Raw genomic sequence first — 17,118 nt, forward strand, 5'->3', positions numbered from 1 at the left:
AAGGCAACGCCACAACCGGACCGCGCTGCGGCGCAACACACGCTGGCCGCCGCCTGGGGGCACTCCAGCGGCCAGCCCGCTATTTTGCCTCAAGAATCCACCCCACCATGGCGCGGATGTCCGAATCGGGTATCTGTGGCTGCGGCGGCATCGGCATGCTGCCCCAGGCGCCCTGCCCGCCCGCCTTGACCTTGCGTTCCAGCGCGGCGTGGGCGTCACCCTGCCCGCGATACTTGCCGGCGATATCCGAAAATGACGGTCCCACCACTTTACGGTCGAGTGCATGGCACGCCATGCACTGGTACTGGCCGGTTAGTCGGGCGCCGGGCGCTACCGGCCCCGCCGCCACCGGTACCGCTTGCGCGGAAGCCTGCGCCGCCACGCCGCGCGTCGGCCCGAAGGCACGCTGCTGCTGCGACAGGTCGCCGTGAGAATCGCGCGCGTAGTCCGGCATGGCCGAGACTACCTTCACCGTCGCTTCGCAGTTCTTCATGCACGCCGTATTGTGCGTATCCGGCCGGCCCCGGCCCGGCCACATGCCGTGGTCCGTGGTCATGCCGTTGCGGTTCGGCATCTTGCGCTGCACCTCGGCGATGTTCGTGTCCGACAGCGTGAAGTCGTTCGGGACGATTTCGCCCAGGTTCAGCAGGTACGCCGTGACGGCATAGACATCGTCGGCGCTCAGGCTGCGCGGCGCATTCCACGGCATGGCGCGATGGATGTAGTCCCACAGCGTGCTCACCGTGCTGACTTTCATCAGCGTGGTGCGGTACGGCTGGTTGCCGGTCATCGCCGCGACGCGGCCGCTGCGGATATCGTCGGCCGTGGTGCCGCCCACGATAGGCGAGAACACTTCGTTCGATTCGCCGAAGTCGCCGTGGCACGATGCGCACTTGCCGTCCCAGACCTTCTGACCCTGGGCCACCGTGCCGCTGCCCTTGGGCAGTCCTTTGAAATCGGGGCGCACGTCGATATCCCAGGCCGCAACTTCCGCCGCGGTCGCGGTGCGGCCCAATGCCGCGCGCGCCGTGTCTGCCGTACCGGCCCAAGCCGCCGAGGCCAGGCAGCAGGCCGCCAGCGCCAGCGCCCGCGTCGTGTCAGCCCACGTGGACATTGGACACCTCCCCGCTCTGGGCCACCTGCCAGCTCTGGATGGCGTTGTTGTGATAGATCGAGCGCGTGCCGCGCACCGCGCGCAGCTGCGCCATCTTCGGCTGCACGTAGCCGGTCTCGTCAATCGCGCGGCTTTGCAGGATGGCCGGCCCCCCGTCCCAGTCCCAGTCGAGGTTGAAGCGCGTGAGGCACTTCGACAGCACCGGCGCTTCCAGCCGTGCCGTGCGCCAGTTGCGCCCGCCGTCGGTCGAGACATCCACGCGGCGCACGCGCCCGCGTCCGGACCATGCCAGCCCGCTGATGTTGTAGAAGCCCTTGCCGACCATCTGCTGCCCGCCCGATGGCGAGGTGATGACCGACTTGCATTCCTGGATCGAGGAATACTGGCGCAGCTTGCCGTCCGGCATCATGTCCACGTAATGGATGGTCTCGTCCTTGGCGTTCCAGGGCTGCTCGCCCAGTTCGAGCCGGCGCAGCCACTTGACCCACGACACGCCCTGCACGCCCGGCACCACCAGCCGCAGCGGATAGCCGTTCTCCGGGCGCAGCATTTCTCCGTTCATGCCCCAGGCGACGATGATCTCGTCGGCCAGCTCCATCGGGATGGTGCGCGTCATGCCGGAGCCGTCGCCGCCCTCGGCCAGCAGGTATTTGCCGCGGCGCAGGTCGGCGCCGGCGTCGTCCAGCAGCACCTTGAGCGGCACGCCGGTGAATTCGCAGCACGACAGCATGCCGTGGGTGTACTGCACCGTCGGCACCGCCACGTTGCCCCACTCCATGCCGGTATTGGCGCCGCACTCGATGAAATGCATGCGCGACACCGACGGCAGGCGCATCAGGTCGTCCATCGTATAGACGCGCGGCGCCTTGACCAGTCCGTTGATCATCAGGCGGTGGCGGGCGGGGTCGATGTCCTGCCAGCCCTGGTGGTGCCGCTCGAAATGCAGGCCGCTGGGCGTGATGATGCCGAACAGCCCCTGCAGCGGCGCGAATGCGACCGAGGCCGCCGAGACGCGCGTCAGGCCCGGAGACTCGCGCCGCACGAGGTTCTTCTCATGGATCGAAGGCTGTCCGTAAGGCCGCGCCGCCACCGGCTGGCCCAGTGTCGTGGCCCACGGCTGCGGCTCAAGGATGGCGGGATCGCCGTCGGCGGCCAGCGCGCGCCGGCCCAGTCCGGCCGCGGCGATGCCGGCGGCTGCGCCAAGGAAGCTCTTGCGCAGGAAGTCACGGCGCGGACTGTCCAGGCCGTGCCGGTCGATGTCCTGCTGCAGCGTGGGGCTGACGAAGTGTTCGGGCGCTGGCACGATGCGCCCGCGCGGATTCCGTTCCTGCAATGCCGTCTCCTCCGGCACGCTCGCCACGGCGGCGCGCCTGTTCTGATGCGGTCTGCAGGAAGAGCCAGGCTACTGCGCGGCCTTGCGACGCCGGGCCGGTGGCGGTTCAGGCTGGGCCATGAAGCGGTCCACCGCGCCGGAGGTCAGGGCATTGTCCTCCAGCCGGCTGGCCACCTGCACGCAAACCGTGCGGCACAGCTCCACCACGCTTTCGTCCGCAATGGCGTAGTACACCAGGTTCGCCTCCTTGCGGCGCGATAGCACGCCCGAGCGGTACATCGCGTTGAGATGCCGCGACACGTTGGTCTGGGACGAACCCACCGTCTCGACCACCGTATTCACCGGCTTCTCGCCGTCGCACAGGGCGTGCAGGATTTTCAGCCGCGTAGGCTCCGCCAGCAGGCTGAAATAACCCGACACCTTTTCGAACACGCGATCCAGCTCTTCCATGGCGTCCAATATATTCGTATATGCGTGATTGCGCATATAGTGTTTACCCATTGATGCAGAACAGCATGATGTGCGCCAGTGGCATGGCGGCACGAGAACCCGCGCTTCTTCAGCGGCGTGCGAAGCGCCGGCCGACCCACAAACGGCCACCGAAGACATTGAGCAACAGCCCCGCCATCACCACGGCGGCGCCGGCCCACTGCGCCAGCGACAAGTCTTCGCCGAGCAGCCCGTGCGCGGCCAGGAGCCCGACCACCGGCACCAGCAGCGTGAGCGGCGCCACCTGGCTGGCCGGATACCGGGTCAGCAGCCTACCCCACATGGTGTAGCCGAAGATGGTCGCGGCGAAGGCCAGGTACAGCACCGCGAACACCGCGCCGCCGGAGACATGGGTGAGGCTTGCGGCGATGCGCGCCGGCCCCTCGAACCACAGCGACAGCAGCGCGAACGGCACGATCGGGATCAGCGCCGCCCACACGACCAGGCCCAGCAGGTCGACCGGACCGATCTTCTTGCTCACGATATTGCCGCTCGCCCAGCAGGCCGCGCCGCACAGCGTCAGCAGGAATCCGGCGACGCTCATGCCGCCGGGTGCCGTACCCGTTGCCGCGCCCGAACCGATCAGCACCAGTCCGCAAGCGGCCACCAGCATGCCGGCCACATTGTGCCAGCGCACCGGCTCGCCCAGCCACAGCGCGGCGATGCCCACCGTGAAGAAGACCTGCGACTGCAGCACGAGCGACGCCAGTCCCGCCGGCATGCCGACCGCCATGGCATAGAACAGGAAGGCGAACTGCCCGAGGCTGATGGTCGCGCCATAGGCCAGCAACATGCGCAGCGGCACGCGCGGGCGCGGGACGAAGAAGATGGCAGGAAAGGCAACCAGACAGAAGCGCAGCGCGCCGAGCAACATCGGCGGAACGCCGGCCAGGCCGACCTTGATGACAACGAAGTTGACGCCCCAGACGCAGACGATGGCTAGGGCGAGGAGGCGGTCTCTGGCTTGCATTGGGGGCCCGGATAATTTGTCCTGGAAACCCTCAAGCGTATCAGCCGGCTCGGGCGCCGCGTTGCATGTTCTTGCGGTTATTGCGGAGCCAGCTAGCTCAACATATCCGCCCAGATACCCTTCGCCCATGCCAGGGCGAAATCCCCCTCCGGCACATTGGGCGCCGCCGACAGTCCCCCCGATCCGGGCACCGTCACCATAGTCTTCTGCGCGGCATCGTAGCGATGCACGCTTGCAACATGCACTGCTTCGCGATCCGACGTGAAGCTGTAGCAGGTGTTGTTGTAGAGCGGCTCGGCGTCAGGCGTGCCGCCCGAGAGCAGCGCGACAATGGCCGCGGCCGCGACCTTGCCATGCTGGTTGGCCATGTGCCCCGATTTAGGCATCAGCGGCGCAATCTGGATGGCATCGCCGAGCACGTGGATATTCGGTACCGCGATAGATTCGAAGGTCAGGAAATCCACCTCGCACCAGCGGCCATTGGCCGTGGCCAGCCCGGCCGACACGGCGATCGCACCGGCCCGCTGCGGCGGCAGCACGTTGAGCACGTCGGCCCGCTCGTCGTCCTGCACGTCGAACCTGAGTGTGCGCGTGGCGGCGTCGACGTCGACGGCGTTGTACTGCGGCCGGTACTCCACCATGCCCTTGTACTGTGTGCTCCAGACCTGCCGGAACAGCGCCGCCTTCGAGGTGATGTCCGGATTGGCATCGAGGACCAGCACCTTGCTGCGCGGCTTGTGCCGGCTGAAATAGTGCGCCACCTGGCAGGCGCGCTCGTAGGGCCCCGGCGGGCAGCGGTAAGGCGCCAGCGGGATGCTGATGGCAAAGGTGCCGCCGTCCGGCATGGCTTCGAGCTGGCGGCGCAGCGCCAGTGTCTGCGAACCCGCCTTCCAGGCATGCAGGATCTGGTCGCCGCCGGGCTGCTGCAGCCCCGGCAGTGCGTCGCTCATCATGTCGACGCCGGGCGACAGCACCAGGCGGTCATAGGGCAACGTCGCGCCGCTGGCCAGGCGCACCGTGCGCCTGGCGGCGTCGATGGCCAGCGCGCGGTCGCGCACCAGCTTCACGCCATGGCGGCGGACCAGCGCGTCGTACGGCACGGTGATGTCCTCTATCCGCCGGCTGCCGCCGATCACAAGATTGGACAGCGGACACGAGATGAAGGCGGCATCGGGCTCTACCAGCGTGACGTCGATGGTGTGTCGGCTCCACTCGCGCAGGTAGCGCGCCGCGGTGGCGCCGCCATAGCCGCCGCCGACCACCACCACCTTCGCCGGCGCAGCGGCGTGCGCGCCCAGCGTACCCAGTGCAGCGGCGCCGGCCACCGCCTTCAGGAAGTTACGTCGTTGCATGGCGTCCCCTTATTTGACGGCGGCGAACCAGCCCGCAATCGCCGTGATCTGGTCGTCGCTGTAGCCCCTGGCAATCTGCTGCATGACGGTGGCCGGGCGCTTGCCGGCCTTGAATGCCTGCATCTGGGAGACGAGTTCGGATTGGGAGCGTCCGGCCAGCGCCGGAATGGGGCTGCCGGCGGGCGGCCGGCCCTGCGGGCCATGGCAGTTGGCGCAGGCCGCGGCATGGTTGCGCGCGCGCAGCGCCGATGCATCCGTGTCGGCCGCGGAGGCGGTGCCGCACGCGATCGGCAAGGCCAGCGCGGCCAGCGCCGCGGGCAAGGGGATCCTGGTCATGGTCACGCTCCGGGGTCCGCCCGGCGGGCGGCGCGTGACTACCATATCACATTGCGCGCGGGCGGGCGGAACGAAATCCGCATGATGTCAGGCAGGCGTTGCTGCCCGACGGCGAGGCAAGGTACCTGCTCAGGGCAGGTTGCGGCCCGGCGGCAGCGCCACCGGGGAAGCCACGGGCGACGTCACCGGCGTTGCAACAGCGCCATTGGCGGCAGAGGAGTCGGCCGGCGCATTGACGGGGCCACCCACGCCCGGCACCGATTGCACGGGCGCCGGCGTACCGACGGTGCCATCCAGCTGCGGGTTCTGCGAGGTGGAGGCCTGGTCCAGGCGCGCGCGCTCGGCTTCGTTCACGTAGTCGAACGCCTTGACGACCTTGGTGACACCGCTGGTGTTACGGGCCACTTCGGTGGCGCGGTCGCCTTCGGGCGTGGTGACGATGCCCAGCAGGTAGACCACACCCTTGTCGGTGGTGACCTTGATGGAGTTGGATGGCACGCCCTCGGCGGCCATCAGCTGGGTCTTGACCTTGCTGGTCAGGTAGGTGTCCTCGCTCGTCGTCATGAACGACGGCGACGACGCGATCTCGAGCTCGTTGATCACCACGCGCGCATTGGGCAGACCGCGCACGTACTGGTCGACCTGCTGCTTCACGTTGTCGTTGGCGGCCTCGCCCGTCAGCAGCACCTTGCGGTTGAATACAGTGACGCTTACGCGCGCCTGGCCGTTGTAGCGCGAGCTGAGCGTGCTGTCGGCCTCCATCTGCAGGCCGCGGTCAACGGTCTGCGTGGCAGTCGGGCGGCGGTCGGTGGCAACCGCCACGCCACTGGCCACGGCGCCGGCCATGACCGGGAGGCAGCCGGCGAGCTGCGTGGTGCCGACGGCGAGCACGGCTGCGGTGAGCGCGATGCGGGTCAGCCGGGAGGCTTGGAAAGGCAGTTTCTTCATGCTGTCCTTGCTGGTGCTTGGGGTAAGTGGGTCAGGCTTCGCCGAGCAATGCCTCGTCGATACCATCGCACAGGCAATGCAGGGTGAGCAGGTGGACTTCCTGGACGCGCGCCGTTCGCTCGCTCGGCACGCACAGGTGGATGTCGAATTCGTCGAGCATGGCGCCGATCTGGCCGCCGCCCTTGCCCGTCAGCGCGATTACGCTCATGTCGCGCTGGCGCGCGGCTTCGATCGCGGCGATCACATTGGCGGAATTGCCTGACGTGGACAGCGCCAGCAGGATGTCGCCGGGCTGGCCCAGCGCCTCGACCTGCTTGGAGAACACCATGCTGAAGTCATAGTCGTTGCCGATGGCGGTCAGGATCGAGCTGTCGGTGGTCAGCGCGATCGCCGCCAGGCCGGGCCGCTCGCGTTCGAAGCGGCCCACCAGTTCGGCGGCGAAATGCTGGGCGTCGGCGGCCGAACCGCCATTGCCGCAGGCCAGGATCTTGTTGCCGCTGGTCAGCGCGCCGACCATGCGTTCGATGGCGGCGTCGATGTGCGGCGCCATCATGTCCGCGGCCTGGCGCTTGGTGTCGGCGCTGTCCAGGAATTGCTGCTGAATGCTTTCGATGCTCATCGCTCGATGGGGGTCTTGTTGTTGCTGTCGCGGCACGTGCCGCGCGATATCGCGCATTATGAACCAGCGCGGCCGCCAGCCGCGCTCAGAAAAGGTCGCCCGCGGCATCCAGGTCGAAGGCGTGCGGCAGCCATTCGAGCCGGCCTGGCGCCAGGGCCACTACGTCGAACCGGCATGGCGGCTGCTGCGCCAGCGTACCCAGGTAGTGCAGCGCCGCCAGCACCAGGCGCCGCTGCTTGGCCGGCGTCACGCTGGCCGCCGCGCCGCCAAACGCGGCCGCGCTGCGCTGGCGCACCTCGACAAACACCAGCGTGTCGTCCGGTGCGCGCATCACCAGGTCGATCTCCCCGCCTTTGCAGCGATAATTGCGCACCACGGGCTGCAAGCCGTGCCGCTGCAGGTGGGCAAGCGCGCGGTCTTCGGCCAGCGCACCACGCGCCTGCGTCGTGCTTTTGAATGATCGAATCAACGGAAGTTCTCATGAGTGACTGGATCTCGCTGGCGGCCGGCCAGTCGTACCCGGCCGGCACGCTGTATGTCGTGGCGACCCCGATCGGCAATGTGGCGGACCTGTCGCTGCGCGCGCTGCATGTGCTCGGCCTGGCCGATGCCATTGCCTGCGAAGACACCCGCAATACGGGGCAGCTGCTGTCGCGCGTTGGCCTGCAGCGCCCGCTGGTCGCGGTGCACGAGCACAACGAGCGCGAGGCCGCCGGCCGCATTGTGCAGCGCCTGGCCGCCGGCGAGCGCATTGCCTATGTGTCGGACGCCGGCACGCCGGGCATTTCCGATCCCGGCGCGCGGCTGGTCGAGGCGGCGCGCGCCGCCGGCCTGCCCGTGGTGCCGCTGCCCGGCCCGAGTGCCGCCGTGGCGGCGCTGTCGGTCGCCGGCGAAATGCTCGAACCCGGCGCGGGCCGTTTCACCTTTGTCGGCTTCCTGCCGAGCAAGGCCAAGGCGCGCGCCGAGGCGATCGCCACGCTCGCTGCGCTTGACCACGCCTGGGTCCTGTACGAAGCGCCGCACCGCATTGCCGAAACGCTGGCCGCGCTGGCCGCCGGCCTGCCGGGCACGCGCCGGCTGCTGATCGGGCGCGAGCTGACCAAGCTGTTCGAGGAAACCCCGGTGATAACCGTTGGCGAGGCGCCCGCATGGCTGGCCGCCGAGGCCACGCGCGCCAAAGGCGAATTCGTTCTGGTGGTTGAAGGCGCGGCGGGAACCGCGGACGATGGCGCGCCCGACGCCGAAGCGCAGCGCGTCCTGTCGTTGCTGCTGGCCGAGCTGCCCGCGAAGCGCGCGGCCAAGCTGGCCGCCGCGATCACCGGCGCGGATACCGATGCGCTCTACAAGCTGGCACTGGCGCAGCGCGGCGGGGACTGAGGAAAAGCGGGGAAGGCCGGGAAGGCGGGAAAGGCAGAGACAGGCGGAAGGTAGGACCGGCGCGCGCGGCGGCATGCTCGGCCCGCGTTGTTCAGTGGCGCTTGCGCTTGGCCGTCGAGTGGCCCTTCGCGGACGCCTTGTGCGATTTGGCGGGCGCGAGCGAGTTCGCCAGTTCGGGCACCGCGACATCGTCATCGCCGGCGCCGTCGCCGGCTTCATTGCCGCCGGCGTCGAACTGCGGGCCCAGCGCGGCCACTTCGGTGCGCGACAGGCGGCGGATCTCCACCTGCGTGGCGCCGTGGTCGACAAAGCCCAGGCGGCGCGCGGCGCCGTAGGACACGTCCAGCACGCGGTTGCCGTGGTACGGGCCGCGGTCGTTGATGCGCAGCACGGCCACCTTGTTGTTGCGCAGGTTGCGCACCAGCACCCAGCTATCGAGCGGCAGCGACGGATGGGCCGCGGTCATCGCGCGCATGTCGAAGCGTTCGCCATTGGCGGTCTTGCGGCCATGGAAGCCCTTGCCATACCAGGAAGCCATGCCGCGCTGCTCGAACGAGCCCATGTCGGCGCGCAGGCCGTCCAGCGACCGGCCGCTCAGGCTGCTGTCTTCCTGCTCGACACCGAACAGGTTCCAGCTGCCGGTATCCGGCTTGTCGGCCTGGGCCGTTTTCGGGGTGCGCGCAGCCTTGGTCGGCACAGCGCCGGAAGTGCCGGCGCTCGAAGAATCGCCGCCTTCGGGCGGCGTTGCACAGGCGGCCAGCACTACGGCGCATGCCGTGCATGTGCCCAGTTTTGCCAGCCGCTGCCAGCCGGAGGTGATCGGCAGAATCCAATTCATCGCGGGAGTCTAACATCGTACCGCTGCAGCTATACCATTGATTTTGTTACGAATTATGTGCGATCTCGCACGAACGGCCCCTCAATTCCCCGGAATCCACCGCCTGGCAAGGGATTGCGGGCGATGGCGAGTGCGGGATGTAGGTAACTCAATAATCACATTCGTGGCGATGAACGAGCCTCGAGGTCGGCCGGCGCTACAATGCCGGCACAACCCGCCGCATGCGACCGAGCCCCGTCGCGGCCTACGAAAAGACACTCATGAAAGTCCTGCTGATCCCCGTCACGCCCTTCCAGCAAAACTGTTCGCTGCTGATCGACGAGCACACCGGCAAGGCGGCCGTGTGCGATCCCGGCGGCGACCTGGATCGTATCCTGGAGGCGGTGAAGGAACAGGGCGTGACGCTGGAAAAGATCTTCCTGACGCATGGCCACGTGGACCATTGCGCCGGTGCCGCGGCGCTGTCGCGCCAGCTCGGCATCCCGATTGAAGGCCCCCAGGAGGATGAACGCTTCTGGATCGAACAGTTGCCGGAACAGACACGCCGCTTCGGTTTTGGCCAGGCCGAGGTGTTCGAGCCCGATCGCTGGCTGCAGGACGGCGATAGCGTCCAGTTCGGCGGCGAAACGCTGGAGGTCTACCACTGCCCCGGCCACACGCCGGGCCACGTGGTGTTCTTTTCGCGCGGGAACCGGCTCGCGGTGGTGGGCGACGTGCTGTTCGCCGGCTCGATCGGCCGCACCGATTTTCCGCGCGGCAACCATGCCGACCTGGTCCGCTCGATCCGCACGCGGCTGTGGCCGCTGGGCGAGGACGTGACCTTCATCCCCGGCCACGGCCCGGTATCGACGTTCGGCGAAGAGCGCCGCAACAACCCGTACGTCGCCGATCACCTCATCGACGCGGCCTGACCGGCAGGCCAGTCCGCAAGCGCAAGCGCCATGGCCAAACGACAAGCCCCCGATACCCGCCCGGAAATCTACGTCAGCACCGACATCGAGGCCGACGGGCCGATTCCCGGCCCCCACTCGATGCTGTCGTTCGCCTCGGCCGCCATGCTGGCCGACAAGACCGTGGTGGGCACCTTCTCGGCGAACCTTGAAACCCTGCCGGGCGCGGTGGGCCATCCGGTCCAGATGCAATGGTGGGAGACCCAGCCCGAAGCCTGGACCGCCTGCCGGCGCGACCTGCAGCCGCCCGAGCTGGCCCTCGTGCGCTACGTCGAATGGGTCGAGAGCCTGCCTGGCAAGCCGGTCTTCGTGGCCTTCCCGGCCGGCTTCGATTTCACGTGGATGTTCTGGTACATGATGCGCTTCGCGGGCCGTTCGCCGTTCGGCTGGGCCGCGCTCGACGTCAAGACGCTGGGCTTCGCGCTGACTGGCCTGCCGTACCGCAAGACCATCAAGCCGGCCTTCCCGGACGCCTGGAAGGACCCGCTACCCCATACCCACGTGGCGCTGGACGACGCGCTGGAGCAAGGCGCCTTGTTCTGCAACATGCTCGCTGAAGTCCGTGCGCGAGAAGCCCGATTGGCCTCTGGCGAGGTTTTTGAAGCAAGCGAACCCTCACCTCCACCCCTCGCTCCGTAGGTCCGGGGCCGCACTGCATGTGCGCGGACTGGCATCTGCGCCCAGCCCGCCTATAGTAAAGATGCAGGTGGCGACACCGGGTGAAACCAGACGACTTGCGATGCGCGGACCCAGCGCAATCAACACCATCTGCCAGCCTGATCCTGTCACCCGGCCTGCGCGGCTCCCATCGAGGAGGAGTTGATCATGCGTATTCCAACCGACCTGCACTTCAGGGAACTGGCCGGCCGGATCCATTGGCCGCATCCGGCGCGCCATGAAACGCAGATCCAGCACCGCCACAGCCTGGACGAGGACGCCGAAGTCGCCAGGGCCACCCTGTACGTGAGCACGGTCGTGCTGGTCGTGCTGCTCGTTGTGATGGCGGCCATCTCTTTCGGTCAGGAAGCCGCGCACTGGCTGGGTGTTTATTAGACGACTCGCCTGAAGCGATTCCGCTTGACTGACCGGGCCGGCCTTCACGTTCGTGAAGGCCGGTTTTATTTAAGGGCTACCAACCTCTCAAACCTTCAGGCCAGCAACGGCACCACGTTCTCCGGCGGTCTGCCGATCACCGCACGGCGATTCCGTACCACCACGGGCCGCTGCAGCAGGACAGGATTGTCAGCCACCGCGGCCAGCAACTCCGCCTCGGTCAGGCCCGGGTCCGCCAGGTCCAGTTCCGCATAAGGCGCCTCGTTGTCACGCATCATCTCGCGCGCGGACACGCCCAGCATGGTCTGGAGTTGGCGCAGCGTCGTCAGGGAGGGCGGAACCTTCAGGTACTCCACGATCTCCAGCGGCTCGCCCAGGCGTTCGGCGGCGGCTTCGACCATGACCAGCGTTTCGCGCGATTTTGAGCAGCGGAGGTTGTGATAGATCGTGATCATGGCAGCTGTCCTTCTTGTCGAATAATGACGCACTATATACGTGCACCAGCGTAGTGCAAGCTCGCGTGTGTGCTCCGGCATGCATTGTGCTGGTCGCATGCACATCTACCCTTCCTTGGAGCGCGGTGTGCGCCCTTCCATCATGACGAATCCGCCCATGCCGGCCACTACGGGGCCGCTAAGCAAGCCCTTCACCCTGCGTGACGCCAGTCCGGCCGACGTGCCGGCTATCCAGGCCATCTACGCCCATCATGTGCTCCATGGCCGGGCTTCGTTCGAGGAAACGCCGCCGAACACCGATGACATGCAGCTGCGCATGGCCGAAGTCCTGCGCAAGGGCATGCCCTACCTGGTTGCGGAGCGAGATGGCGAGGTGCTCGGCTACGCCTACGCGTCTTCGTACCGTGCGCGCAGCGCCTACCGCTTTGCCATCGAGGATTCGATCTACATCGATCATCGATGTGTGGGTGAAGGCCTGGGACGGACGCTGCTGGAAGCGCTGATCGCGCGCTGCGAGACCGGTCCCTGGCGGCAGATGGTGGCCGTCGTCGCCTGCACGGCCAGCGGCGAAGGCGCCGGATCGCTCGCCGTGCATGAACGGCTCGGGTTCCGAACAGTCGGCCGGCTTGAAGCGGTCGGCTTCAAGCATGGGCAGTGGATCGATACGGTGTTGATGCAGCGCGAGCTCGGGATCGGGCGCGGTAGTTTGCCAGAATCAGCTCGTTAGCACCGTCGGACACCAGTTTGGTGCATGGCGGGCGTCGATTCCATCGACTGAATGAATGATTAAGGCGTTAAGTTGGATAACGTTATTCATCCGGCGGCAATATCGGTTGCCTCACTCGACACAAATGAAAACAGCCCGCATTGCTGCGGGCTGTCGCCATGGGTGATGCGGCTTTGACTTACTTCATCAGGTCCGACAGCGCCAGCGCCACCACCTTGGTCGCGCGGTTCAGGTCATTCAGGCGCAGGTTCTCGTCCGAGTTGTGGCCGCGCGCTTCCATCAGCGTACGCGGGCCGGCACCGTACAGCACGGTCGGGATGCCGCGCTTGGTGTAGTGGCGCGCGTCGGTGTAGAGCGGCACGCCCTGCACCGGGATGTCCACGCCGAACACGGACTCGGCACGGCCCTTCAGCGCGCCGATCAGCTTTTCCACGCCGGGCAGTTCCGACAGCGGCTCGGCCAGGATGATGCGCTCGACCTTCACCTCGATGCCCGGGCGATCCTTGGCGGCCTTTTCCACCACGGCGCGCAGCTCGCCCTCGGCGTCGAAGCCGATTTCCTCCGGGATCATGCGGCGGTCGACGCGGAAGGTCACCAGGTCCGGCACCACGTTGGTGTTGATGCCGCCCTTGATCAGCCCGACGTTCAGCGTGGCGGTGTCGATGCCCGGCACCTTCGACTTGCGCGTGGCCAGCTCGGCGCGCAGGCCGTAGATGGCCTGCAGGATATGCGTGGCGGCTTCGATCGCGTCCACGCCGGTGTGCGGCATGGCGGCATGGCCCTGCTTGCCCTTGACCGTCACTTCGACGTGCAGGCAGCCGTTGTGCGACGACGTGATGCCGTACGAGAAGCCCGCCGAGATCGCGTAGTCGGCCTTGCTCAGGTTGTTGTCGAGCAGGAACTTGGGGCCGATGTCGCCGCCGGTTTCCTCGTCATAGGTGAACTGCAGCTCGACCGCGCCGTTGATCTTCGCGCCCTGCTTCTCGGCTTCCATCAGCGCCAGCACGGCGTAGGTGTAGGTGGCGAAGTCCGACTTGGACACGGCCACGCCGCGGCCGTACATGACCGGGCCGTGCTCGCTGTCCGCAATCTCGCCGCCGTACGGGTCCTTGGTCCAGCCCAGGCCCGGAGGCACCACGTCGCCGTGGGCGTTCATGGCGATGACCGGGCCGCCCGTGCCGAACTGCTTGCGCACGATCAGGTTGGTGGCGCTGATCATGCCGGCCGCCTTGACTTGCTCGTCAGGCACCTTGTGCGCTTCGACGGTGAAGCCCAGGCCTTCGAGCAGTTCCTTGGCGCGCTTGCCATGGGCGTCGCAGTCGCCCGGCGGGTTGTCGGAGGGCACCTTGACCAGCTCGGCCAGGAAGGCTTCCTGCTGCGGGCGGTGCTGGTCGATGAACGTCGTCAGCGTGGTTTCGGTCGGGTTCATATTGTCTCGTGCGGTCATGTCTTGTTCTCAGGGGTTGTGCTGTAGCTTAAGCGTTCCGGGGCGCAGCTTATTGCTGCCGTTGGAATTGCTCGACGAAATCGCTGAACACGCGCGCGGACAGTTCGGCGTCCTCGGCGGTCATGATTTCGGTGGGGTGGTGGCTGATGCCGCCGTTGCCGCAGCGCACGAACAGCATCGCGACGTCGGCAATCGCGGCAATGGCCATGGCGTCATGGCCGGCGCCGGAGGGAAGGTGGCGCACCGGCACGCCCTGGCGGGCGATGGCGGCGGCCCATTGTTCCTGCAGCCACGGGGCGCATGGAACACTCCTGGCTTCGTGCGTCTTGCGCACCTGCGCCCGCACGTTGCGGCGTGCGCACACGCGTTCGATCTCGGCCAGCACGTCATTGACGGCGGCCTCGCGCTCGGCGTCCTCGCCGCAGCGGATGTCGATGGAGAACACCGCGCGGCCCGGCACCACGTTCGTCGCGCCATTGGGCACGTTGAACTGGCCGACCGTGCCGACCAGCCCCGGCTTGCCGCCGCAGCGCTTCTCGATGTACAGGCCGATCTCGGCACCGGCCATGGCCGCATCGCGGCGCATGTCCATCGGCACCGTGCCGGCGTGGCCGGCCAGGCCTTCCAGTTCGACGAGGAAACGGCTCGCGCCGGAGATGGCGGTCACCACGCCGACCGGCAGGCCTTCATTCAGCAGGACCGGTCCTTGTTCAATGTGGACTTCGATGAAGGCCAGCACCTGTTTCGGATCGTGCGCGGCGGCGGGCAGGCCAGCCGGGTCGAAGCCGGCCGCGGCCATGACTTCGCGCATCGTCTTGCCGCTGTCATCGACGTTGTCGAGCACGTTGGCGTCAAAAGTGCCGGCAATCGCACGGCTGCCCAGCAGCGTGGCCTTGAAGCGCACGCCCTCTTCCTCCGCGAACCCGACCACCTCGATGGCGAACGGGAAGCGCTTGCCCTGGCGATGCCATTCGGCCACGCAGGCGACCGGCAGGATCACGCCGAGGTTGCCGTCATAGCGGCCGCCGTCGCGCACGGAGTCGAAGTGCGAACCGGTCAGCAGCGCGGGCGCGCCGGGCTCGGTGCCTTCATAGCGGCCGATCACGTTGCCGGCGGCATCGCGGCGCACGGTCATGCCGGCGGCCTGCATCCACTCGGTCAGCTGCGCGGCGGCGCCGTGGTGGGCCTCGGTCAGGTAGGTGCGGGTGAGCATGCCGGGCTGCTCGGTATGGACGGCCAGGGCGTCGTGCCAGGCCATGATGCGCGTGCCGATGTCTGCGGACGGCGACAGGTTTGCTGCCATGCGTTGTCTCCTGCTGGAAGGGCTTTGGAGCGGCGGCACGCGGTCTGGCGAGGGCGCCAGACGGAGTACGAAACCCCGGGCCGAAGCTCTATTCTGTGCGATTCATGGTAGCACAGTGAATTCAAAAATTGCATACAAAAATGATATGCACTATATTCGCTTCAACGTTCAGACAATCCGTTGCGGACAATCCGGTCCGAACAATGGATTGCGTGGATTCCGCCCCGACAAGGGGGGCATTCCGCGGGGTGATGCTTCCGAGACTCGACGGTGCGTCCTGAACGGCAGGCCGGCAGCCCGGGCAATAAATCAGTACCCGGCAGCCAGGCAATCCTGGAATCAGATAACGGGCGGGCCAGCGAACGGCGCAGGCGACGACCCGGTACGGAGACACAACCATGCAGCACGCAGTCCAGTCGCGCCCCGCCCCTGGTGGCCGCCTCCACACCCGCTTTACCCGCTCGTTGTTCGGCCAGGTGCTGATCGCCCTGGTGATCGGCACGGTGCTCGGCATGCTATTCCCCGAATTCGCCGCCAAGCTAAAGCCGCTGGGCGACGCCTTCATCAAGCTGGTCAAGATGCTGATCGGCCCCATCGTGTTCTGCGTGGTCGTGGCCGGCATCTGCGGCGCGGGCGAACTCAAGAAGGTCGGCCGCGTGGGCATCAAGGCGGTGCTCTACTTCGAGATCGTCACCACCATTGCGCTAGGGCTCGGCATCCTGCTGGCCTATGTGTTCCATCCGGGCACCGGCATGAACGTAGATCCACGTTCGCTCGACGCTTCCGCCATTGCCGGCTACATCGAGAACGCCACCAAGGTGAAGAGCGAGGGCACGGCCGACTTCCTGCTCAAGCTGATCCCGAACACGATCATGGGCGCCTTCTCCAGCGGCGACGTGCTGCAGGTGCTGCTGGTCTCGGTGCTGTTCGGCTGCGCGCTGTCGCTGGTCGGTGAAAAGGCCAGGCCGCTGGTCAGCCTGATCGATACCTTCTCGCACACGCTGTTCAAGATGATGGGCTTCATCATCAAGCTCGCGCCGCTGGGCGTGCTGGGCGCGGTGGCATTCACGGTGGGCAAGTACGGCATCGGCTCGCTCAAGCAGCTGGGCTTCCTGGTGGTGCTGTTCTACGGCGCGGTGACCCTCTTCGTGCTCGTGGTGCTGGGCACAATCATGCGGCTGTGCGGCTTCTCCGTGATCAAGCTGATCCGCTACCTGCGCGCGGAGCTGCTGGTGGTGCTGGGCACCGCTTCGTCCGACAGCGTGCTGCCGCAGGTGATGAAGAAGCTCGAATTCATGGGCATCAAGAAGTCCGTGGTCGGCCTGGTGATCCCGACTGGCTATTCGTTCAACCTCGACGCGTTCTCGATCTACCTGACATTGGCTGCCGTGTTTATCGCGCAGGCCACCAATACGCCGCTGGCCATGGGCGATCTGCTCGGCATCCTGGCGGTGGCGCTGATTACCTCGAAGGGCGCGCATGGCATCCCGGGCTCCGCGATCGTGATCCTGGCGGCAACACTGTCCGCGCATCCGGCCATCCCGGCGATTGGCCTTGTGCTGGTGCTTTCCGTTGACTGGTTTATCGGCATTGCCCGTGCCCTGGGCAACCTGATCGGCAACTGCGTGGCCACCGTGGTGGTGGCCGCCTGGGAAAAGGATATCGACCGCGGCCGCGCGCATGACGTGCTCAACGGCATGGTGCCGGCCACTGAACTGGACGAGGGCCTGCCGATGGCCGATGCGGCCGAAGTGGTGGCGCCTGTGCCGTCGCCCGCGGCGGGACGCTAGAATCTCGGCATTTCCTC

19 protein-coding genes are annotated in these 17,118 nt (G+C 67.0%); 6 read left to right on the forward strand and 13 right to left on the reverse strand.

Annotated elements, in window-relative coordinates; genetic code table 11:
* Positions 1–79: 79 nt before the first annotated feature.
* The 9 genes from ACIGJC_RS15005 to ACIGJC_RS15045 all read right to left on the reverse strand — a co-directional run bounded on the left by ACIGJC_RS15005 (position 80) and on the right by ACIGJC_RS15045 (position 7,630).
* On the reverse strand, positions 80–1,114 hold the full coding sequence (locus ACIGJC_RS15005; protein WP_483709733.1) for a c-type cytochrome: 1,035 nt from the start codon (positions 1,112–1,114) through the stop codon (positions 80–82).
* Complete coding sequence (soxC, locus tag ACIGJC_RS15010; RefSeq protein WP_483709734.1) at positions 1,098–2,447, reverse strand: sulfite dehydrogenase; 1,350 nt, start codon at positions 2,445–2,447, stop codon at positions 1,098–1,100. The genes ACIGJC_RS15005 and soxC overlap by 17 nt, the downstream gene beginning before the upstream one ends.
* A 69-nt stretch (positions 2,448–2,516) precedes the next feature.
* Positions 2,517–2,933 (reverse strand): ArsR/SmtB family transcription factor, encoded by a 417-nt coding sequence (locus tag ACIGJC_RS15015; protein ID WP_483709736.1) that lies wholly within the window; start codon positions 2,931–2,933, stop codon positions 2,517–2,519.
* Positions 2,934–3,006: 73 nt separating this feature from the next.
* Positions 3,007–3,906: an EamA family transporter gene (locus ACIGJC_RS15020; RefSeq protein ID WP_483709738.1), complete on the reverse strand. Its 900-nt coding sequence runs from the start codon at positions 3,904–3,906 to the stop codon at positions 3,007–3,009.
* Between the two features lie 92 nt (positions 3,907–3,998).
* Positions 3,999–5,258, reverse strand: a complete 1,260-nt coding sequence (locus tag ACIGJC_RS15025; RefSeq protein WP_483709740.1) for an FCSD flavin-binding domain-containing protein — start codon at positions 5,256–5,258, stop codon at positions 3,999–4,001.
* Positions 5,259–5,267: 9 nt separating this feature from the next.
* Positions 5,268–5,594: a c-type cytochrome gene (locus ACIGJC_RS15030; RefSeq protein ID WP_483709742.1), complete on the reverse strand. Its 327-nt coding sequence runs from the start codon at positions 5,592–5,594 to the stop codon at positions 5,268–5,270.
* Positions 5,595–5,723: 129 nt separating this feature from the next.
* Positions 5,724–6,542, reverse strand: coding sequence for a BON domain-containing protein (locus ACIGJC_RS15035; RefSeq protein WP_483709744.1), 819 nt, complete (start codon positions 6,540–6,542; stop codon positions 5,724–5,726).
* 31 nt (positions 6,543–6,573) lie between these two features.
* Positions 6,574–7,161, reverse strand: coding sequence for a phosphoheptose isomerase (locus ACIGJC_RS15040; protein WP_483709746.1), 588 nt, complete (start codon positions 7,159–7,161; stop codon positions 6,574–6,576).
* Between the two features lie 85 nt (positions 7,162–7,246).
* Positions 7,247–7,630 (reverse strand): YraN family protein, encoded by a 384-nt coding sequence (locus ACIGJC_RS15045; RefSeq protein ID WP_483709748.1) that lies wholly within the window; start codon positions 7,628–7,630, stop codon positions 7,247–7,249.
* A gap of 11 nt (positions 7,631–7,641) precedes the next feature.
* On the opposite strand from ACIGJC_RS15045, the gene rsmI reads away from it, so the two are divergent.
* On the forward strand, positions 7,642–8,538 hold the full coding sequence (gene rsmI / locus ACIGJC_RS15050) for a 16S rRNA (cytidine(1402)-2'-O)-methyltransferase (protein WP_483709749.1): 897 nt from the start codon (positions 7,642–7,644) through the stop codon (positions 8,536–8,538).
* Positions 8,539–8,629: 91 nt separating this feature from the next.
* On the opposite strand, the gene ACIGJC_RS15055 is transcribed toward rsmI, so the two are convergent.
* Positions 8,630–9,376: a septal ring lytic transglycosylase RlpA family protein gene (locus tag ACIGJC_RS15055; protein ID WP_483709750.1), complete on the reverse strand. Its 747-nt coding sequence runs from the start codon at positions 9,374–9,376 to the stop codon at positions 8,630–8,632.
* A gap of 260 nt (positions 9,377–9,636) precedes the next feature.
* Here ACIGJC_RS15055 and ACIGJC_RS15060 point away from each other — a divergent pair, with 260 nt between their 5' ends.
* The 3 genes from ACIGJC_RS15060 (at position 9,637) to ACIGJC_RS15070 (ending at position 11,379) form a co-directional block, all read left to right on the forward strand.
* Complete coding sequence (locus tag ACIGJC_RS15060) at positions 9,637–10,287, forward strand: MBL fold metallo-hydrolase (RefSeq protein WP_483709751.1); 651 nt, start codon at positions 9,637–9,639, stop codon at positions 10,285–10,287.
* A gap of 30 nt (positions 10,288–10,317) precedes the next feature.
* Positions 10,318–10,965, forward strand: a complete 648-nt coding sequence (locus ACIGJC_RS15065; RefSeq protein ID WP_483709752.1) for an exonuclease — start codon at positions 10,318–10,320, stop codon at positions 10,963–10,965.
* A 186-nt stretch (positions 10,966–11,151) separates the two neighbouring features.
* Positions 11,152–11,379 (forward strand): hypothetical protein, encoded by a 228-nt coding sequence (locus ACIGJC_RS15070; protein ID WP_483709753.1) that lies wholly within the window; start codon positions 11,152–11,154, stop codon positions 11,377–11,379.
* Positions 11,380–11,474: 95 nt separating this feature from the next.
* Here the strand turns inward: ACIGJC_RS15070 and arsC are convergent, their stop codons facing one another.
* Positions 11,475–11,834, reverse strand: coding sequence for an arsenate reductase (glutaredoxin) (gene arsC, locus ACIGJC_RS15075; RefSeq protein WP_483709754.1), 360 nt, complete (start codon positions 11,832–11,834; stop codon positions 11,475–11,477).
* A 157-nt stretch (positions 11,835–11,991) separates the two neighbouring features.
* On the opposite strand from arsC, the gene ACIGJC_RS15080 reads away from it, so the two are divergent.
* Positions 11,992–12,561, forward strand: coding sequence for an N-acetyltransferase family protein (locus ACIGJC_RS15080; protein WP_483709755.1), 570 nt, complete (start codon positions 11,992–11,994; stop codon positions 12,559–12,561).
* Positions 12,562–12,739: 178 nt separating this feature from the next.
* Here ACIGJC_RS15080 and ACIGJC_RS15085 read toward each other — a convergent pair whose 3' ends face one another.
* Positions 12,740–14,008 (reverse strand): M20/M25/M40 family metallo-hydrolase, encoded by a 1,269-nt coding sequence (locus ACIGJC_RS15085; RefSeq protein WP_483709756.1) that lies wholly within the window; start codon positions 14,006–14,008, stop codon positions 12,740–12,742.
* A 49-nt stretch (positions 14,009–14,057) separates the two neighbouring features.
* Positions 14,058–15,311, reverse strand: a complete 1,254-nt coding sequence (locus tag ACIGJC_RS15090; RefSeq protein ID WP_483709757.1) for an allantoate amidohydrolase — start codon at positions 15,309–15,311, stop codon at positions 14,058–14,060.
* A 398-nt stretch (positions 15,312–15,709) separates the two neighbouring features.
* Here ACIGJC_RS15090 and ACIGJC_RS15095 point away from each other — a divergent pair, with 398 nt between their 5' ends.
* Complete coding sequence (locus tag ACIGJC_RS15095) at positions 15,710–17,101, forward strand: C4-dicarboxylate transporter DctA (RefSeq protein ID WP_483709759.1); 1,392 nt, start codon at positions 15,710–15,712, stop codon at positions 17,099–17,101.
* The last annotated feature ends 17 nt before the right edge of the window (positions 17,102–17,118 follow it).

Source organism: Cupriavidus sp. C3SS-1 (genome assembly GCF_057073755.1).